Source organism: Pseudomonas sp. MF6767 (assembly GCF_016405475.1).
GTDB lineage: Bacteria > Pseudomonadota > Gammaproteobacteria > Pseudomonadales > Pseudomonadaceae > Aquipseudomonas > Aquipseudomonas paracarnis.
Genome location: NZ_JAEKCY010000009.1, coordinates 37789 through 53344, shown reverse-complemented (window position 1 = coordinate 53344; position 15556 = coordinate 37789). Strand labels below are relative to the sequence as shown.

Sequence of the window (15556 nt, the reverse complement as noted above, 5' to 3'; positions counted from 1 at the left end):
GCAAAAACGGGCGCGAGAGTATAAGCCTCTCGCGCCCGTTTTTATATGACCGCTCGACTCAGCGGACTTTATCTTCTGCCTGCATCAGCTCTTCCTTGCTGAAATCATCCACGTCGATCACCTTGCGTCGCGCAGCCTCGGCATCGCGCAAGGTTTGCGCCTCGGCCGGTTGCAGCACGCCGGCCTGCAGGGCCGCGTCGATGGCATGCTCGCCGGCAGCCGGCTTGACCTGGCCGCTTTTGAGCGCGCTGTGGAGTTTTTTCTGCAAGGGGTGGCTGGCACCGAGCAGGTCGTAGGCATGTTGCAGGGCGCCCACGGGATCTTCTGCTGATTGCGGGCGATAACAGCCGGCCAGCAATTCTTCCAGGGTCGGGTCGCCTTTGGCGCGGCCGATCACGGCTGCCACTTCGGCATCCAGAGCGTCGGACGGCCCGGTATGACGACGCCCGAATGGGAACACGATCACCCGCAACAGGCAGCCCAGCACCTTGTTCGGGAAGTTGCTCAGCAGCTCATCCAATGCGCGTTCCGATTCGCCCAGGCTTTCTTCCATGGCCCAGGCAAACAGCGGCTCCAGATGGTCCGGCGAGTCCAGGTCGTGATAACGCTTGAGCGCCGCCGACGCCAAGTACATGTGGCTGAGCACATCACCCAGGCGGGCGGACAGGCGTTCGCGGCGCTTGAGCTCGCCACCCAGCAACATCATGCTCAGGTCGGCCAGCAGGGCAAACGCAGCCGCCTGGCGGTTCAGGGCACGGAAGTAGCCCTGGCTCAAACGGTTGCCCGGGGCTTTTTCGAAGTGCCCGAAGCCCAGGTTCAGCACCAGGGTGCTGGCGGCGTTGCTGACGGCAAAGCCGATGTGTTGCATCAGCAGGCCGTCGAATTCCTTCAACGCCTGGTCATGGTCTTCGCGGCCGGCCAGGGCCATTTCCTTGAGTACGAACGGATGGCAGCGAATCGCACCCTGGCCGAAGATCATCAGGTTGCGCGAAAGGATGTTGGCGCCTTCCACGGTGATGAAGATCGGTGCGCCCTGCCAGTTGCGGCCCAGGTAGTTGTTGGGGCCCATGATGATGCCCTTGCCGCCGTGCACGTCCATGGCGTGGCTGATGCACTCACGGCCGCGTTCGGTCAGGTGGTACTTGAGGATCGCCGACAACACCGACGGCTTCTCGCCCAGGTCCACGGCGTTGGCGGTGAGCATGCGCGCGCTGTCCATCAGCCAGGCGTTGCCACCGATGCGTGCCAGGGCTTCCTGGATGCCTTCGAAGGCCGACAGCGGTACGTTGAACTGTTCGCGCACCTGGGCGTATTGCCCGGTCACCAGGCTGGTGAACTTGGCGGCGCCGGTGCCGACGGCGGGCAGCGAGATCGAACGGCCGACCGACAGGCAGTTCATCAGCATCATCCAGCCCTTGCCGAGCATTTCCTGGCCACCGATCAGGTATTCCAGAGGGATGAACACATCCTTGCCGGAGTTGGGGCCGTTCATGAAAGCGGCGCCAAGCGGCAGGTGACGACGGCCGATTTCCACGCCAGGGGTGTCGGTAGGAATCAACGCGAGGCTGATGCCCAGGTCTTCTTCTTCACCCAACAAGTGGTCCGGGTCATGGGCCTTGAAGGCCAGGCCGAGCAAGGTCGCGACGGGGCCGAGGGTGATGTAGCGCTTTTCCCAGTTCAGGCGCAGGCCGAGGGTTTCCTTGCCTTGCCATTCGCCTTTGCAGATCACGCCGGTGTCGGGCATGGCGCCCGCATCGGAGCCGGCCAGCGGGCCGGTGAGGGCGAAGCACGGGATGTCGTCGCCACGGGCCAGGCGCGGCAGGTAATGATTGCGCTGTTCCTCGGTGCCGTAGTGCAGCAGCAGTTCGGCGGGGCCGAGGGAGTTGGGGACCATCACGGTGGAGGCCAGGTCACCGCTGCGGGTCGCGAGTTTCATGGCGACCTGGGAGTGGGCATAGGCGGAGAAGCCCTTGCCACCGTACTCCTTGGGAATGATCAGGGCGAAGAAGCCATGGGTCTTGATGTGTTCCCAGGCTTGCGGCGGCAGGTCCATGGCCTGGCCGATTTCCCAGTCGCTGACCATGGCGCAGAGTTCTTCGGTGGGGCCGTCGATGAACGCCTGCTCTTCCTCGGTCAACTGCGCCTTGGGGTAGGCCAGCAATTTGTCCCAGTCCGGGCGACCACTGAACAGCTCGCCGTCCCACCACACGGTACCGGCATCAATCGCATCGCGCTCGGTCTCGGACATCGGCGGCAGCACTTTCTGGAACCAGCTGAACAGCGGCTTGGTGAAGTATTGGCGGCGCAGGTCAGGCAGCAGCAAAGGCGCGGCCACCACGGCCAGGAGTACCCAGAAGATCAGCAGCAGCCAACCCGGTGCGTGGCTCCAGGCGCCCATCGCCAGCAGGTAGACGGCGACCACACCCAGGGCGGGCAGGGGGGCAGTACGGCGGTGTGCCAGGTAGGCAATGCCGACCACCAGCACCAGTATCCACAACAACAGCATATTCAATCCTCCGTGAACCAGGGGCGAAACCACCAGGGAGCTTAGTCGGCATCCGAACAAGCCGGGTGATCAGGGTGTAACAAGGTGTACTGGGCAACCCATCAGCCGGCGCCGGCATTTGGCCGAATCGTCGTTATCTCTCTGGCAGGCCTGGTGGTTAAACTCCAGGCTCCCCTCGGAGATCAAGCTCATGAATACGTACTTGAGTCCCAGCCGCTTCATCGATAGTGACCACCCTGTGGTGGTGGAGTTCGCCGAGAAACATCGCGGAACCCGCCCGGATTTAAGTGACCAGGCAGTCAGTCTTTACTACGCCGTGCGCGAGGCCATTCGCTACAACCCCTATACCTTCAGCCGTGACCCCAACACCTTGAGCGCCAGCTTCGCCCTGGCGGCCGGCGAAAGCTACTGTGTGCCCAAGGCCACGTTGCTCGCCGCTTGCGCGCGCCACTGCGGCATTCCCGCACGCATTGGCCTGGCGGACGTGCGCAACCACCTGTCCACACCGCGACTGCTCGCTCTGCTCAAAAGTGACGTGTTCGCCATGCACGGTTATACCGAGCTTTACCTGAACGGCCGCTGGGTCAAGGCCACTCCGGCGTTCAACCAGCAACTGTGCGAAGTGTTCGACGTGCCGCCGTTGGAATTCGATGGGCTGCACGACAGCGTGTTCCACGCGTTCAATCGCCAGGGCCAGCGTTCTATGGAGTACGTGGTGGACCACGGGCAATTTGCTGACGTACCCGAAGCATTTTTCTTCGGGCATATCCGCCAGTGCTACCCGCACCTGTTTGGCGACGATGCGCCCACCTTGCTCGGCGATATGCAGGGCGATTTAAGCCGCGGCTGAACCGGCGTATGCTGCTGCGTTCATCAAGCCATGTTCATCAACGATAAGGCGCGGTCATGCTGAAGATCTGGGGTCGTAAAAATTCATCAAACGTCAGGAAAGCACTGTGGTGCGCCGAGGAACTCGGCCTGGACTATGAAGCAATTGATGCGGGCGGGGCTTTTGGTGTGGTCGATACCCCGCAATACCGGGCCATGAACCCCAATGGCCGGGTGCCGGTGATCGAAGATGGCGACTTTGTGCTGTGGGAATCCAACACCATCGTGCGTTACCTGTGTGCCAAGCAGGCATCGGACTTTTACCCCAGCGACCTGCAAGCCCGGGCCAACGCCGAAAAGTGGATGGACTGGACCACTTCCACGCTCGCCGATCCGTTCAAAGCGGTGTTCTGGGGCATCGTGCGCACCCCGGTTGACCAGCAAAACTGGGACAGCATCAATGCCGGGCGCCAAGCCTGTATCGACGCGCTCAAAACCGTCGAACAAGCCCTCGCCGAGCAACCCTACCTGTCCGGCCAGGCGTTCGGCATGGGCGATATTCCCTTGGGCTGCTTCATCTACGCCTGGTTCGAGATGCCCATCGAACGCCCTGCCATGCCCCATCTGGAGGCCTGGTACCAGCGCCTGCAGCAGCGCCCGGCCTACCGCAAGGCGGTGATGACCGCGTTGACTTAATACACACTATTAATACGGGTGACTGTACTTGTGCGGCATGGGCACGCACCATGCTCGCACTGCATCGCCAGTTGAACTACCTGCGGTGTGCCTTCATCTATTCTTTCTATTCCCTTCTTTGGTGCGTACTTCCATATGAGTTCCGCTCTGTCCATCCGGCAGCTAACCAAAACCTACGGCAACGGTTTCCAGGCCCTGAGTGGTATCGATCTGGACGTTGCCGAAGGTGACTTCTTCGCCTTGCTCGGCCCCAACGGTGCCGGCAAATCCACCACCATCGGCATTCTCTCCACCCTGGTCAACAAGACCAGCGGCACGGTGAACATCTTCGGCCACGACCTGGACAAATCCCCGGCGGCGCTCAAGCGCTCCATTGGCGTGGTGCCCCAGGAATTCAATTTCAACCAGTTCGAAAAGACCTTCGACATTGTCGTGACCCAGGCCGGCTACTACGGCATTCCGGCGAAAGTCGCCAAGGAACGCGCCGAGCAGTACCTGACTCAACTGGGCCTGTGGGACAAGCGTGACGTACCTTCGCGCTCGTTGTCCGGTGGCATGAAGCGACGCCTGATGATCGCCCGCGCCCTGGTGCATGAGCCGCGCCTGTTGATCCTCGACGAACCTACCGCCGGCGTGGATATCGAGCTGCGCCGCTCGATGTGGACCTTCCTCACCGAACTGAACGAGAAGGGCATCACCATCATCCTCACCACCCACTACCTGGAAGAGGCTGAGCAGTTGTGCCGCAACATCGGCATCATCGACCACGGCACCATTGTCGAGAACACCAGCATGCGCAACCTGCTGGGCCAGTTGCATGTGGAAACCTTCCTGCTCGACCTGAAGAACAACCTGTCGGTGGCGCCGCAGTTGCTCGGCTACCCAAGCCGGCTGGTGGACAGCCACACCCTGGAGGTGCAGGTGGACAAAGCCATGGGCATCACCGCGCTGTTCACCCAGTTGGCCACTCAGAACATCGAAGTGTTGAGCCTGCGTAACAAAACCAATCGCCTTGAGGAGTTGTTTGTGTCCCTGGTGGAGAAAAATCTGGCGAAGGTGGCGGTATGAGTTCCGAACTGCAACCCAACCTCGTAGCGCTGCAAACCATTGTTTATCGCGAAGTGAAGCGCTTTACCCGGATCTGGCCGCAGACCCTGCTGCCACCGGCGATCACTATGGTCCTGTACTTTGTGATCTTCGGTAACCTGATCGGCCGGCAGATCGGCGACATGGGTGGCTTCACCTACATGGAATACATCGTGCCGGGCCTGATCATGATGTCGGTGATCACCAACTCCTATGGCAACGTGGTGTCGAGTTTCTTTGGCAGCAAGTTCCAGCGCTCCATTGAAGAGCTGATGGTCTCGCCGGTGTCACCGCACACCATCCTCATCGGCTACACCCTGGGCGGCGTGTTGCGTGGCCTGATGGTGGGAGTGATCGTGACGCTGCTGTCCCTGTTCTTTACCCAGCTGCAGGTGCATCACCTGGGTGTCACTATTCTGGTGGTGGTGCTGACGGCGACGATCTTCTCGCTGCTGGGCTTTATCAACGCCGTGTTCGCACGCAACTTCGATGATATTTCCATCATCCCGACCTTCGTGCTCACGCCGCTGACCTACCTGGGCGGGGTGTTTTACTCCATCACCTTGCTGCCGCCGTTCTGGCAGACGGTGTCCCTGGCCAACCCGGTGCTGCACATGGTCAACGCCTTCCGCTACGGCATTTTGGGCGTGTCGGATATCAAGATCAGTGTGGCGATCACCTTTATGATCGTTGCGACCGTGGTGCTGTATATCGGTTGTGCGCGGTTGCTGGTGAGTGGGCGTGGGATGCGTACATGATGTGGGATTGGAAATAACAAAACGGCCTCATCAGAGGCCGTTTTTTATTGGATGCACACAGAACAAATGTGGGAGCTGGCTTGCCTGCGATGGTATCGACTTCGCTTGACGGGTGTACGGAGGTGTCTGCATCGCAGGCAAGCCAGCTCCCACATTCTGGTCGGCGCACGTGCCTTAGATTTTCAGTGCCAATTCGATCAGGGCATGCAGCTCTTCAACAGCCAAAGGCTCTGCCGAAAACAGAATACGAAACACCGTCGGTGCGGCGAGCAGGTTGATCAGATGGTCAACGCTCGGTGGCTGTTCCTGCGGGTAGCGGTCAACAATCACCTGCAACTGCCCACTCAGGATGCTCACGCAATACCCTGGCGTCGGGCTGCTTTGCACGTCGCGCATCATGTTGCGGCCTACGTCCGAACTCATCTCATCCAGGTATTGCTCGGCCCAGGCTTGCAGGTCGCCACGCAGGCTGCCGGTGTTGGCCGGTTCGGTATCGGGGCGCATACGGGTCAGGGCGACGTCGGCGAGCAGTACTGACAGATCGCCCCAGCGCCGGTAAATGGTCGACGGCGTGACGCCTGCACATGCCGCAATCATCGGCACGGTGACGCTGGAACGCTCATGGGCCTCCAGCAATTCGCGCACCGCCCTGTGGACGGATTCTTGTACCCGGGCACTGCGGCCCCCCGGGCGGAGGCCTTCTTTGATCGCCATGGGCAAGACCTTAACACAAAGAATTTGCTTTAAGCGCCAGCGAATAGCACACTGCATAAAAGCAAAATATTAGCTTTAACGGAGCGTGCCCATGCCCAGTGTCATCTCTCAGCGGTCCAGCCTGGCGTTTCTAGTGATCATGGTGCTGACCTTTCTCGCCGCCTCCAGCGCGCCGACGCCGTTGTACCAGGTGTATCAAGACCACCTGCATTTTTCGGCGGCCATGCTCACGGCCATCTTTGGTGTCTATGCCGTGAGCCTGCTGGCGGCCCTGCTGACGGTGGGGTCGCTCTCGGATTACCTGGGGCGCAAGCCGGTGATCTTCGTCGCGCTGCTGCTCAATAGTGTGGCGATGCTGCTGTTTATCAACGCGGACAGCACCGCCTGCCTGCTGGCCGCCCGCGCGCTGCAGGGCTTCGCGACTGGCACTGCCACAGCGGTATTGAGTGCGACGCTGCTCGATACCGACCGCGTCCGCGGCCCGATGCTCAACAGCCTTGCACCGATGCTCGGCATGGCCAGTGGTGGCCTGGGCAGCGGGCTGCTGGTGGAGTTCGCGCCGTGGCCAACCCAATTGATCTACTACACCCTGCTGGGCTTGATGGTGTTGCAGGCTCTGTATGTGTGGCGCCTGCCTGAAACGGTCAGTCGCATACCCGGCGCCTTGAAGTCCCTGGCGCCAACCCTGCATGTGCCGCCGCAGGCGCGCCGCGCGTTGGGGCTGGCGATGCCATTGAATGTGGCCGTGTGGGCGCTGGGTGGGTTCTTTTCCTCGTTGGCACCGTCGTTGGTGCGTGTCGCCACCGGGTCGACCTCGCACTTGATCGGCGGCGGGCTGGTGGCGGTGGTGACCTTGAGCGGCGCGGTGATGATCTACAGCCTGCGCAACCACGCGGCTGACAGGGTCATGCGCGTGTCGGCTGCACTGCTGGCCGTGGGCGTGGGGTTGCTGCTGGTTGCCGTAAACACCGCCAGCCTGTGGCTGTTCTTTGTCGCCAGTGTGATCGCAGGCCTGGGGTTCGGCGGCGGCTTCATGGGCAGTGTGCGCAGCATCGTGGGCCTGGCGTTGCCCCATGAGCGGGCGGGCCTGATGTCGGCGTTCTATGTATTGAGCTACCTGGCGTTTTGCGTGCCGGCGTTGTTGGCGGGCAACCTGAGCCGCGTGTTTGGCTTGGTCGCGACCACGGACGGCTACGGTGCGGTGCTTATCTTGCTGTCTCTCGGGGCCCTTGGTGGGTTGTGGTGGCGGGACTCGGCGCCAGCAAGGGTGAGGGCATGATCATGGTTAATATAGATAAAATAGATAACAGTTAGAGATATTACCCGTTATATAGATATTCGATCAGGTTCTATCATGGCCTCAACCTCATATGAGGAAGAGGATTAACCCATGACCTGCTCGACCACTCACCGCTACAAACCCTTCAGTCACCTGGCCCGTCCCCGGGAAGTGATTCGCCAGTTCACCCCGAACTGGTTTGCCGCGACCATGGGCACCGGTGTGCTGGCCCTGGCCTTGGCCCAACTGCCAGTCAACCTGCCCGGCTTGCATGCCGTCGCCGAGGGCCTGTGGCTGTTCACCATCGGCTTGTTTGTGCTGTTCAGCGTGCTCTACGCCGCCCGCTGGGTGATGTTTTTCCACGAGGCGCGACGCATCTTCGGGCACTCAACGGTCTCGATGTTCTTCGGCACCATCCCCATGGGGCTGGCGACCATTCTCAACGGCTTGCTGCTGTTCGGCATGCCGCGCTGGGGCGGTGATGTGATCCCGTTGGCCGAGGCATTGTGGTGGCTGGACGTGGCCATGTCCCTGGCCTGCGGCGTGCTGATCCCGTTCATGATGTTCACGCGCCAGGAGCACAGCATCGACCAGATGACCGCCGTCTGGCTGTTGCCCGTGGTGGCGGCCGAAGTGGCGGCGGCCAGCGGCGGCTTGCTTGCGCCGCACTTGGCCGATGCCCATTCGCAGCTGGTGATGTTGGTGACCAGCTACGTGCTGTGGGCGTTTTCCCTGCCGGTAGCGTTCAGCATCCTGACCATCCTGATGCTGCGCATGGCCTTGCATAAGTTGCCTCACGCCAATATGGCCGCGTCGAGCTGGTTGGCCCTGGGCCCGATCGGTACCGGTGCCCTGGGCATGTTGCTGCTCGGTACGGATGCCCCCGCGATCTTTGCCGCCAATGGCCTGGCCAGTGTCGGTGAAATGGCCCACGGCCTGGGCCTGATTGCGGGCATCACCCTGTGGGGCTTCGGCTTGTGGTGGATGTTGATTGCGGTGTTGATCACCCTGCGTTACCTGCGCGCCGGTATCCCGTTCAACCTGGGCTGGTGGGGCTTCACCTTCCCATTGGGGGTTTACGCCTTGGCCACGCTTAAATTGGCGAGTCTGTTACAGCTGGCGTTTTTCAGTGTGTTTGGCAGTGTGCTGGTGGTTGCGCTGGCGCTGATGTGGCTGATCGTGGCCAAGCGCACCGTGCAGGGCGCTTATAAAGGCGAGCTTTTTGTTTCGCCTTGTATTGCCGGGCTAGCGAATAAGTAAGCAGGATTAGGTAAAGTCGTGGCCTGATAAATAAAGGCCACGCAGGAACACGGACGACGATGAGCCATCCTTCCCAATTCACCTTGCTGCGCACGCGGCGCTTCTTGCCGTTTTTCATTACCCAGTTGCTGGGCGCGTTCAACGACAACATCTTCAAGCAGTCGCTGATCCTGGCCATCCTTTACAAGCTCACCATCGAGGGTGACCGCTCCATCTGGGTCAACCTGTGTGCTTTGTTGTTTATCCTGCCGTTCTTCCTGTTCTCGGCGTTGGCCGGGCAGTTTGGCGAGAAATTCAACAAGGACGCGTTGATCCGCGCGATCAAGATCGGCGAGATCGTGATCATGGCGGTGGGCGCGACGGGTTTTCTGACCAATCATCTTGAACTGATGCTGCTGGCGCTGTTTGCCATGGGCACTCACTCGGCGCTGTTCGGCCCGGTGAAGTACTCGATCATGCCCCAGGCCTTGCACGACGATGAGTTGGTGGGCGGCAACGGCCTGGTGGAGATGGGCACGTTCCTGGCAATTTTGGCCGGCACCATCGGTGCCGGGATCATGATGTCTTCCACCCATTACGCGCCGGTGGTGGCGGTGGCGATTGTGGCCGTGGCGGTGCTGGGCTACCTGGCCAGCCGCAGCATCCCGCGCGCAGCGGCTTCGACACCGCAGCTGCGCCTGGACTGGAATATCTTCACTCAGTCCTGGGCGACTTTACGCATGGGCCTGGGGCAGACGCCGGCCGTATCGCGCTCGATTGTCGGCAACTCATGGTTCTGGTTTGTCGGCGCGATTTACCTCACGCAAATACCAGCCTATGCCAAGGAATGGTTGTACGGCGACGAAACCGTGGTGACCTTGATCCTCACGGTGTTCTCGGTGGGCATCGCCTTGGGCTCGATGCTGTGCGAAAAACTCTCCGGGCGTAAGGTGGAAATCGGCCTGGTGCCGTTTGGTTCGTTTGGCCTGACCGTGTTCGGCCTGCTGCTGTGGTGGCACTCCGGCGGCTTCCCGCAGAACGTGCAAGCCAACGATTGGCTCGCGGTGCTCAGCTACGGCCAAGCGTGGTGGGTGCTGTTCGATATCCTCGGCCTGGGGGTGTTCGGTGGCTTTTACATCGTGCCGCTGTATGCGCTGATCCAGTCGCGTACCGCCGAGAACGAACGGGCACGGGTGATCGCGGCGAACAACATTCTCAATGCACTGTTCATGGTGGTCTCGGCCATCGTGTCCATTCTGCTGTTGAGCGTGGCCAAGCTGTCGATCCCCGAGTTGTTCCTGGTGGTGTCGCTGCTCAACATCGCGGTTAACACTTACATCTTTAAAATCGTCCCCGAGTTCACCATGCGCTTCATGATCTGGCTGCTCAGCCATTCCATGTACCGCGTGGAGCATCGCAACCTGCAAGCCATCCCGGATGAAGGCGCGGCGTTGCTGGTGTGCAACCATGTGTCGTTTGTCGATGCGCTGTTGATTGGCGGCGCAGTACGTAGGCCGATTCGCTTTGTCATGTACTACAAGATCTACCGCTTGCCGGTGCTCAATTTTATCTTCCGCACCGCCGGGACGATTCCGATTGCCGGGCGCCATGAAGACATTCAGATCTACGAGCAGGCGTTCGCGCGCATTGCCCAGTACCTCAAGGATGGCGAGCTGGTGTGCATCTTCCCGGAAGGCAAGCTGACAGCCGATGGCGAGATGAATGAGTTTCGCGGTGGGGTGACGCGCATCCTGGAGGAGACGCCGGTGCCGGTGATCCCGATGGCATTGCAGGGGTTGTGGGGGAGTTTCTTCAGCCGTGATCCGAACAAGGGTTTGTTTCATCGGATCTGGTCGCGGGTGGTGTTGGTGGCGGGCGAGCCGGTGGCTGTGGAAGCGGCAACGCCTGAGCAGTTGCACTCTGTGGTGGGCGGTTTGCGGGGGAGTGCCAGGTAGTTTGTCGTTGTTTGTCAGGGCATCATCGCAGGCAAGCCAGCTCCCACATTTGACTGTATTCACAATTCAAAAGGTGGGAGCTGGCTTGCCTGCGATAGCGGTAGTGGCTTAAGTGGAAATCTTTAGCCCAATCAGCCCACAAATAATCAACGCCACACTCGCCAACCGAAACAACGCCATGGATTCTCCAAACAGGATAATCCCGGCAATCACGGTGCCCACGGCCCCCACGCCGGTCCAGATGGCATAGGCGGTGCCCAGCGGCAATTCCTTCATGGCCAGCCCCAACAACCCAAGGCTGACGGCCATCGCGGCAATCGTCAGGACGGTGGGCAGCGGCTTGCTGAACCCGTCGGTGTACTTCAGGCCGACGGCCCAGCCCACTTCAAACAACCCGGCAAAAAACAGAATGATCCAGGACATGATGACCTCGCTTCTATCAAAGTGGGGTCGTCCCCGGGTGAGCGCTTGATAGCGTCGCGAGGTCGTCCCCGCGAAGTTCGGTAGAGTGCCGAAATTGGACCGGGCGATCAAGTTACGGCGTGGTTTCCAGGGCGCGGCGGTCTTCCTTTTCGCTCATGCGGCGGAAATAGGTCGACAGCAATGCGCCGGAAATATTGTGCCAGACGCTGAACAACGCACTGGGCACCGCCGCCAGTGGCGAAAAGTGCGCACTGGCCAGCGCGGCACCCAGCCCGGAGTTCTGCATGCCCACTTCCAGGGCCAGCGACTTGCGTTGCGCCAAGGGCAACTTGAACAGGCGCCCGGTGAAGTAGCCCAGCAGGTAACCGAAGCTGTTGTGCAGCATCACCACGGCCATGATCAGCAGGCCCGACTCGGCAATCTTGCCTTGGCTTGCGGCAACTACGGCCGCGACGATGATCACAATGCTGACCACCGACACCAGTGGCAGCACATCCACCGCATGCCTTACCCGATCACCGAGCAGGCGCTGCGCGACCACGCCCAGTACGATGGGCAGCAGCACCACTTGCAGGATCGACCAGAACAGTTCCATGAACGACACTGGCAGCCAGGCCGAGGCCAGCAGCCAGATCAACGCCGGTGTGAGCAGCGGGGCGAGGAGGGTGGTGACCGCGGCAATCGCCACCGATAACGCCAGGTCACCCCGGGCCAGCCAGGTCATGACGTTGGACGACGTGCCACTTGGGCAACAGCCGACCAGGATCACGCCAACGGCAATTTCCGCCGGCAAATGGAACGCCTGGCACAGCAACCATGCCACGCCCGGCATGATCACGAAATGCGCGACCACGCCCAAGGCCACGCGCCACGGGTGGCGAGCGACTTCGGCGAAGTCTTCCAGTTTCAAGGTCAACCCCATGCCGAACATCACCAGGCCCAGCAGTGGGACGATGGCGCTTTTCAGGCCGATGAACCAGCTGGGTTGGAGAAAGGCGACAACGGCAAAGATCAGCACCCAGTAGGCAAAGGTGTTGCCGACAAAGCGGCTCAAGGCGGCGAGTGCGCGCATGGGGATGTCCTTTTTTATTCGATTTCTGAGTTGTCGATGCAATCAAATGTGGGAGCTGGCTTGCCTGCGATAGCGGTGTATCAGTCGGCACTCCTCTGGCTGACACTCCGTTATCGCAGGCAAGCCAGCTCCCACACTGACCGTGCCCGCATTGGATCGGTGTTGCTTAGATGCCCTGTGGTGTCTCTTCGCCGCCCAGTGCCTCGACCAGCGCCGGCAGGAAATCGCCGAAGGTCAGCATCATCAAGGTAAAGCTGGCATCCAGTTGGCCCAGGGCTTCGTCGCCGCCGTCCTGTTCCGCCTGGTCTTGCAGCAGGTCTTCGAACTTCAGGCGCTTGACGGTCATCTTGTCGTCGAGCATGAAGGACAGCTTGTCCTGCCACGCCAGGGACAGTTGGGTTACGACCTTGCCGGTGGTCAGGTGCAGCTGGATCTCTTCGCCGGTCAGGTCCTGGCGTTTGCAGCGCACGATGCCGCCGTCTTCGTGGGTGTCGCGCAGTTCGCATTCGTCGAGGACGAAGAAGTCATCAGCCGGTTTCTGGGTGGTGACCCAGTCAGTCATGATTGCAGTTGGTGCGGTTTTTACCGTCAGAGGGCGGACGGGCAGGGTGCCGATCACTTCACGCAGGGTCGACAGCAGGTCTTCGGCACGCTTGGGGCTGGCCGAGTTGACCAGGATCAGGCCCTGTTTCGGCGCGATTGCAGCGAAGGTCGACGAGCGACGGATAAAGGCACGCGGCAGGAAGGCCTGGATGATTTCATCCTTGATCTGGTCGCGCTCCTTCTTGTAGACCTTGCGCATTTGCTCGGCTTCGATCTCTTCGACTTTCTCTTTAAGTGCATCACGCACCACGCTACCCGGCAGGATGCGTTCTTCCTTGCGAGCGGCGATCAGCAGGAAATCGCCGCTGACGTGAACCAGGGGGGCGTCTTCACCTTTACCAAAAGGCGCGACAAAACCGTAAGTGGTCAACTCCTGGCTTGCACAAGGGCGCGCCAGCTTGGTGGCCATGGCCGCTTCCAACGCCTCGGCATCAACAGGCAGATCTTGGGTCAGGCGATAGATAAGCAGGTTCTTGAACCACATGGGGTGAGTCTCTCCTCTATACAAAGGGGGGCATTATTCTCTTGATCACGCCGCAGGCCAACCCTGCCTAAGCCATTGGAAGGGCTGAAAAAAAAGATTTAAGAAAGTGCTTGCCAGACTTAGGGTCGCTCCGTAGAATGCGCGCCACACCGAAACGAAGGGTGATTAGCTCAGCTGGGAGAGCATCTGCCTTACAAGCAGAGGGTCGGCGGTTCGATCCCGTCATCACCCACCATTCGCTTCATGTGTTACGCGCAGCGGTAGTTCAGTCGGTTAGAATACCGGCCTGTCACGCCGGGGGTCGCGGGTTCGAGTCCCGTCCGCTGCGCCATATTCGGTCACCTGGAATGCTGAACGCCAGGTGACCAAAGAAAGCCCGCTCATTGAGCGGGTTTTTTTCTGTCCGAAATATGGCAAAAAATCGTGCGCTAAACTTTTTTTAAATAAATTGCATTTAAATCAAGACATTACGATTTTTTGGTGTATGATGCGCCCACACCGAAACGAAGGGTGATTAGCTCAGCTGGGAGAGCATCTGCCTTACAAGCAGAGGGTCGGCGGTTCGATCCCGTCATCACCCACCATTCGCTTCAAGTGTTACGCGCAGCGGTAGTTCAGTCGGTTAGAATACCGGCCTGTCACGCCGGGGGTCGCGGGTTCGAGTCCCGTCCGCTGCGCCATATTCGGTCACCTGGAACACTGAACGCCAGGCAGCCACAAGAAACCCGCTCATTGAGCGGGTTTTTTTTCGCCTGCGATTTAACGCGCCTTACGGTGCGTTGCGGCTGTGGCGGTAATCGCTGACGGCCTCGTACACCGCTTTGCGCAGCCGGTTGATGCCGCCGATGGGGCGGTGCGCTTCCAGCCCGAACCAGGGGTTGAACGACTGGTTATCGCACGCCAGGTTCTGCGCCGGCGTGTCGAAGTCCTGGGCGGGAATCCTGACCTTGGCCACGGTTTCATACGGCGCGTCGCTTTCCTTCCATTCGATGCTGGTGTCTTCGATCGGCATGAACGCCTGCGGGTTTTGCCGCTGGATTTGCAGCACAAAACACGCATCTACACGGTCGGTGGACAGTTGCTGGTTGAGCGCGCTGCGCAGGAAGTTCGGCAGGGCCTGGTTCTGTTTGGGCAACACATAACCCGGGCAGCTTTGTGGGTCGGGCGCGACGCGGAACTTGGCGTTGGCCGCGCCAAACTTGTAGGGCGAAACTGAAAAGTAAGTCGTCTGCGTCGGGCTGGCCGGTGCGGGCGCCAGGGTTGCCAGGGCGATAAACAAGTGACGCACTTGCCAACTGCGCGGGTCGAGCTTGGGAAAGAAAGCCAGGACCTTCTTGCCATCCGCTTGCGCGCCGATGTTTTGCGCGTATTCCGCGACATCGCTGACAAAGAAGTTCGGGTGGCTGAACATCACGAAATCCTGTTCGGTGCGCGCTTGCTGATCTGCCATCAGTTGCTTGCCCGGCACATCCAACAGCTTGATGGCCATGCCGCGTGCATCGCGGATGCTGTCGAATTGCGGATAAGCGTTGCCGTTGGACAGGCGCATCGTCGCCTGCCAGGTCTTGCCCGGCTCGGCAAACACGCCCTGGCGCAAGGCCGGGTCGAGATCTGCCAGAACGCTGACCTCGGCTTTCACGCACCCATGGGCCTTGGCATGGGCATCACGCAGGTAGCGAGTGCCTTCGCGATGCTGATCAACGATGCGCACGGCGGTCTGGATGATGCCTTGGGTCATCGCCGCTTCACCCGGCGGGATCTGTTCCTTCACCGACACCGGGCCCCTGTGCTGCCAGGCGAACCAGGCCGTGGCCAACACCCACCCCAGCAGGCCCAGGCCCAGCAGCCACAGCAGGGTTTTGCCAACAAAGGCGCCAAGGCGTAGCCAGAGACGAGCAAGCATGGAGCGGTCC

General features: G+C 60.5%; 13 protein-coding genes and 4 tRNA genes. 11 read left to right on the top strand and 6 right to left on the bottom strand.

What is annotated here, in order from left to right:
- Positions 1-58: 58 nt before the first annotated feature.
- Positions 59-2506 carry an acyl-CoA dehydrogenase gene (locus tag JFT58_RS15935; protein ID WP_054897862.1) on the bottom strand — a complete coding sequence of 816 codons (2448 nt, stop codon included), beginning with the start codon at positions 2504-2506 and terminating at the stop codon, positions 59-61.
- Positions 2507-2696: 190 nt separating this feature from the next.
- Between JFT58_RS15935 and JFT58_RS15930 the strand changes: the two genes are divergently transcribed.
- From JFT58_RS15930 to JFT58_RS15915, 4 genes are all read left to right on the top strand, one after another.
- The gene (locus JFT58_RS15930; protein ID WP_054897863.1) at positions 2697-3356 is read left to right on the top strand and encodes a transglutaminase-like domain-containing protein; all 660 of its coding nucleotides are present in this window, start codon (positions 2697-2699) and stop codon (positions 3354-3356) included.
- Between the two features lie 56 nt (positions 3357-3412).
- Positions 3413-4030: a glutathione S-transferase family protein gene (locus JFT58_RS15925; protein WP_054897864.1), complete on the top strand. Its 618-nt coding sequence runs from the start codon at positions 3413-3415 to the stop codon at positions 4028-4030.
- Positions 4031-4165: 135 nt separating this feature from the next.
- Positions 4166-5098 carry an ABC transporter ATP-binding protein gene (locus tag JFT58_RS15920; protein ID WP_014717781.1) on the top strand — a complete coding sequence of 311 codons (933 nt, stop codon included), beginning with the start codon at positions 4166-4168 and terminating at the stop codon, positions 5096-5098.
- Positions 5095-5874: an ABC transporter permease gene (locus tag JFT58_RS15915; protein WP_017529785.1), complete on the top strand. Its 780-nt coding sequence runs from the start codon at positions 5095-5097 to the stop codon at positions 5872-5874. The genes JFT58_RS15920 and JFT58_RS15915 overlap by 4 nt, the downstream gene beginning before the upstream one ends.
- A 174-nt stretch (positions 5875-6048) precedes the next feature.
- Here the strand turns inward: JFT58_RS15915 and JFT58_RS15910 are convergent, their stop codons facing one another.
- A complete protein-coding gene (locus JFT58_RS15910; RefSeq protein WP_054897865.1) occupies positions 6049-6588 on the bottom strand; it encodes a TetR/AcrR family transcriptional regulator in 540 nt (179 codons plus the stop codon).
- A gap of 91 nt (positions 6589-6679) precedes the next feature.
- On the opposite strand from JFT58_RS15910, the gene JFT58_RS15905 reads away from it, so the two are divergent.
- The 3 genes from JFT58_RS15905 to JFT58_RS15895 all read left to right on the top strand — a co-directional run bounded on the left by JFT58_RS15905 (position 6680) and on the right by JFT58_RS15895 (position 11061).
- On the top strand, positions 6680-7867 hold the full coding sequence (locus JFT58_RS15905) for an MFS transporter (RefSeq protein WP_054897866.1): 1188 nt from the start codon (positions 6680-6682) through the stop codon (positions 7865-7867).
- 111 nt (positions 7868-7978) lie between these two features.
- A complete protein-coding gene (locus tag JFT58_RS15900; RefSeq protein WP_054897867.1) occupies positions 7979-9127 on the top strand; it encodes a TDT family transporter in 1149 nt (382 codons plus the stop codon).
- Between the two features lie 59 nt (positions 9128-9186).
- Positions 9187-11061, top strand: coding sequence for an MFS transporter (locus JFT58_RS15895; protein ID WP_057978120.1), 1875 nt, complete (start codon positions 9187-9189; stop codon positions 11059-11061).
- Positions 11062-11169: 108 nt separating this feature from the next.
- Here JFT58_RS15895 and sugE read toward each other — a convergent pair whose 3' ends face one another.
- The 3 genes from sugE to rdgC all read right to left on the bottom strand — a co-directional run bounded on the left by sugE (position 11170) and on the right by rdgC (position 13643).
- Complete coding sequence (gene sugE / locus JFT58_RS15890; RefSeq protein ID WP_054897869.1) at positions 11170-11484, bottom strand: quaternary ammonium compound efflux SMR transporter SugE; 315 nt, start codon at positions 11482-11484, stop codon at positions 11170-11172.
- A 112-nt stretch (positions 11485-11596) separates the two neighbouring features.
- Positions 11597-12556 (bottom strand): bile acid:sodium symporter family protein, encoded by a 960-nt coding sequence (locus JFT58_RS15885; protein ID WP_003190129.1) that lies wholly within the window; start codon positions 12554-12556, stop codon positions 11597-11599.
- A gap of 166 nt (positions 12557-12722) precedes the next feature.
- A complete protein-coding gene (rdgC, locus tag JFT58_RS15880; RefSeq protein ID WP_005786703.1) occupies positions 12723-13643 on the bottom strand; it encodes a recombination-associated protein RdgC in 921 nt (306 codons plus the stop codon).
- A 159-nt stretch (positions 13644-13802) separates the two neighbouring features.
- On the opposite strand from rdgC, the gene JFT58_RS15875 reads away from it, so the two are divergent.
- From JFT58_RS15875 to JFT58_RS15860, 4 genes are all read left to right on the top strand, one after another.
- Positions 13803-13878 (top strand) — tRNA-Val (locus tag JFT58_RS15875).
- Between the two features lie 19 nt (positions 13879-13897).
- A tRNA-Asp gene (locus JFT58_RS15870) sits at positions 13898-13974 on the top strand.
- A gap of 177 nt (positions 13975-14151) precedes the next feature.
- Positions 14152-14227, top strand: a tRNA-Val gene (locus JFT58_RS15865).
- Between the two features lie 19 nt (positions 14228-14246).
- Positions 14247-14323 (top strand) — tRNA-Asp (locus tag JFT58_RS15860).
- An 89-nt stretch (positions 14324-14412) separates the two neighbouring features.
- Here the strand turns inward: JFT58_RS15860 and JFT58_RS15855 are convergent.
- Positions 14413-15546: a catalase family protein gene (locus tag JFT58_RS15855; protein ID WP_054897889.1), complete on the bottom strand. Its 1134-nt coding sequence runs from the start codon at positions 15544-15546 to the stop codon at positions 14413-14415.
- Between the last annotated feature and the right edge of the window lie 10 nt (positions 15547-15556).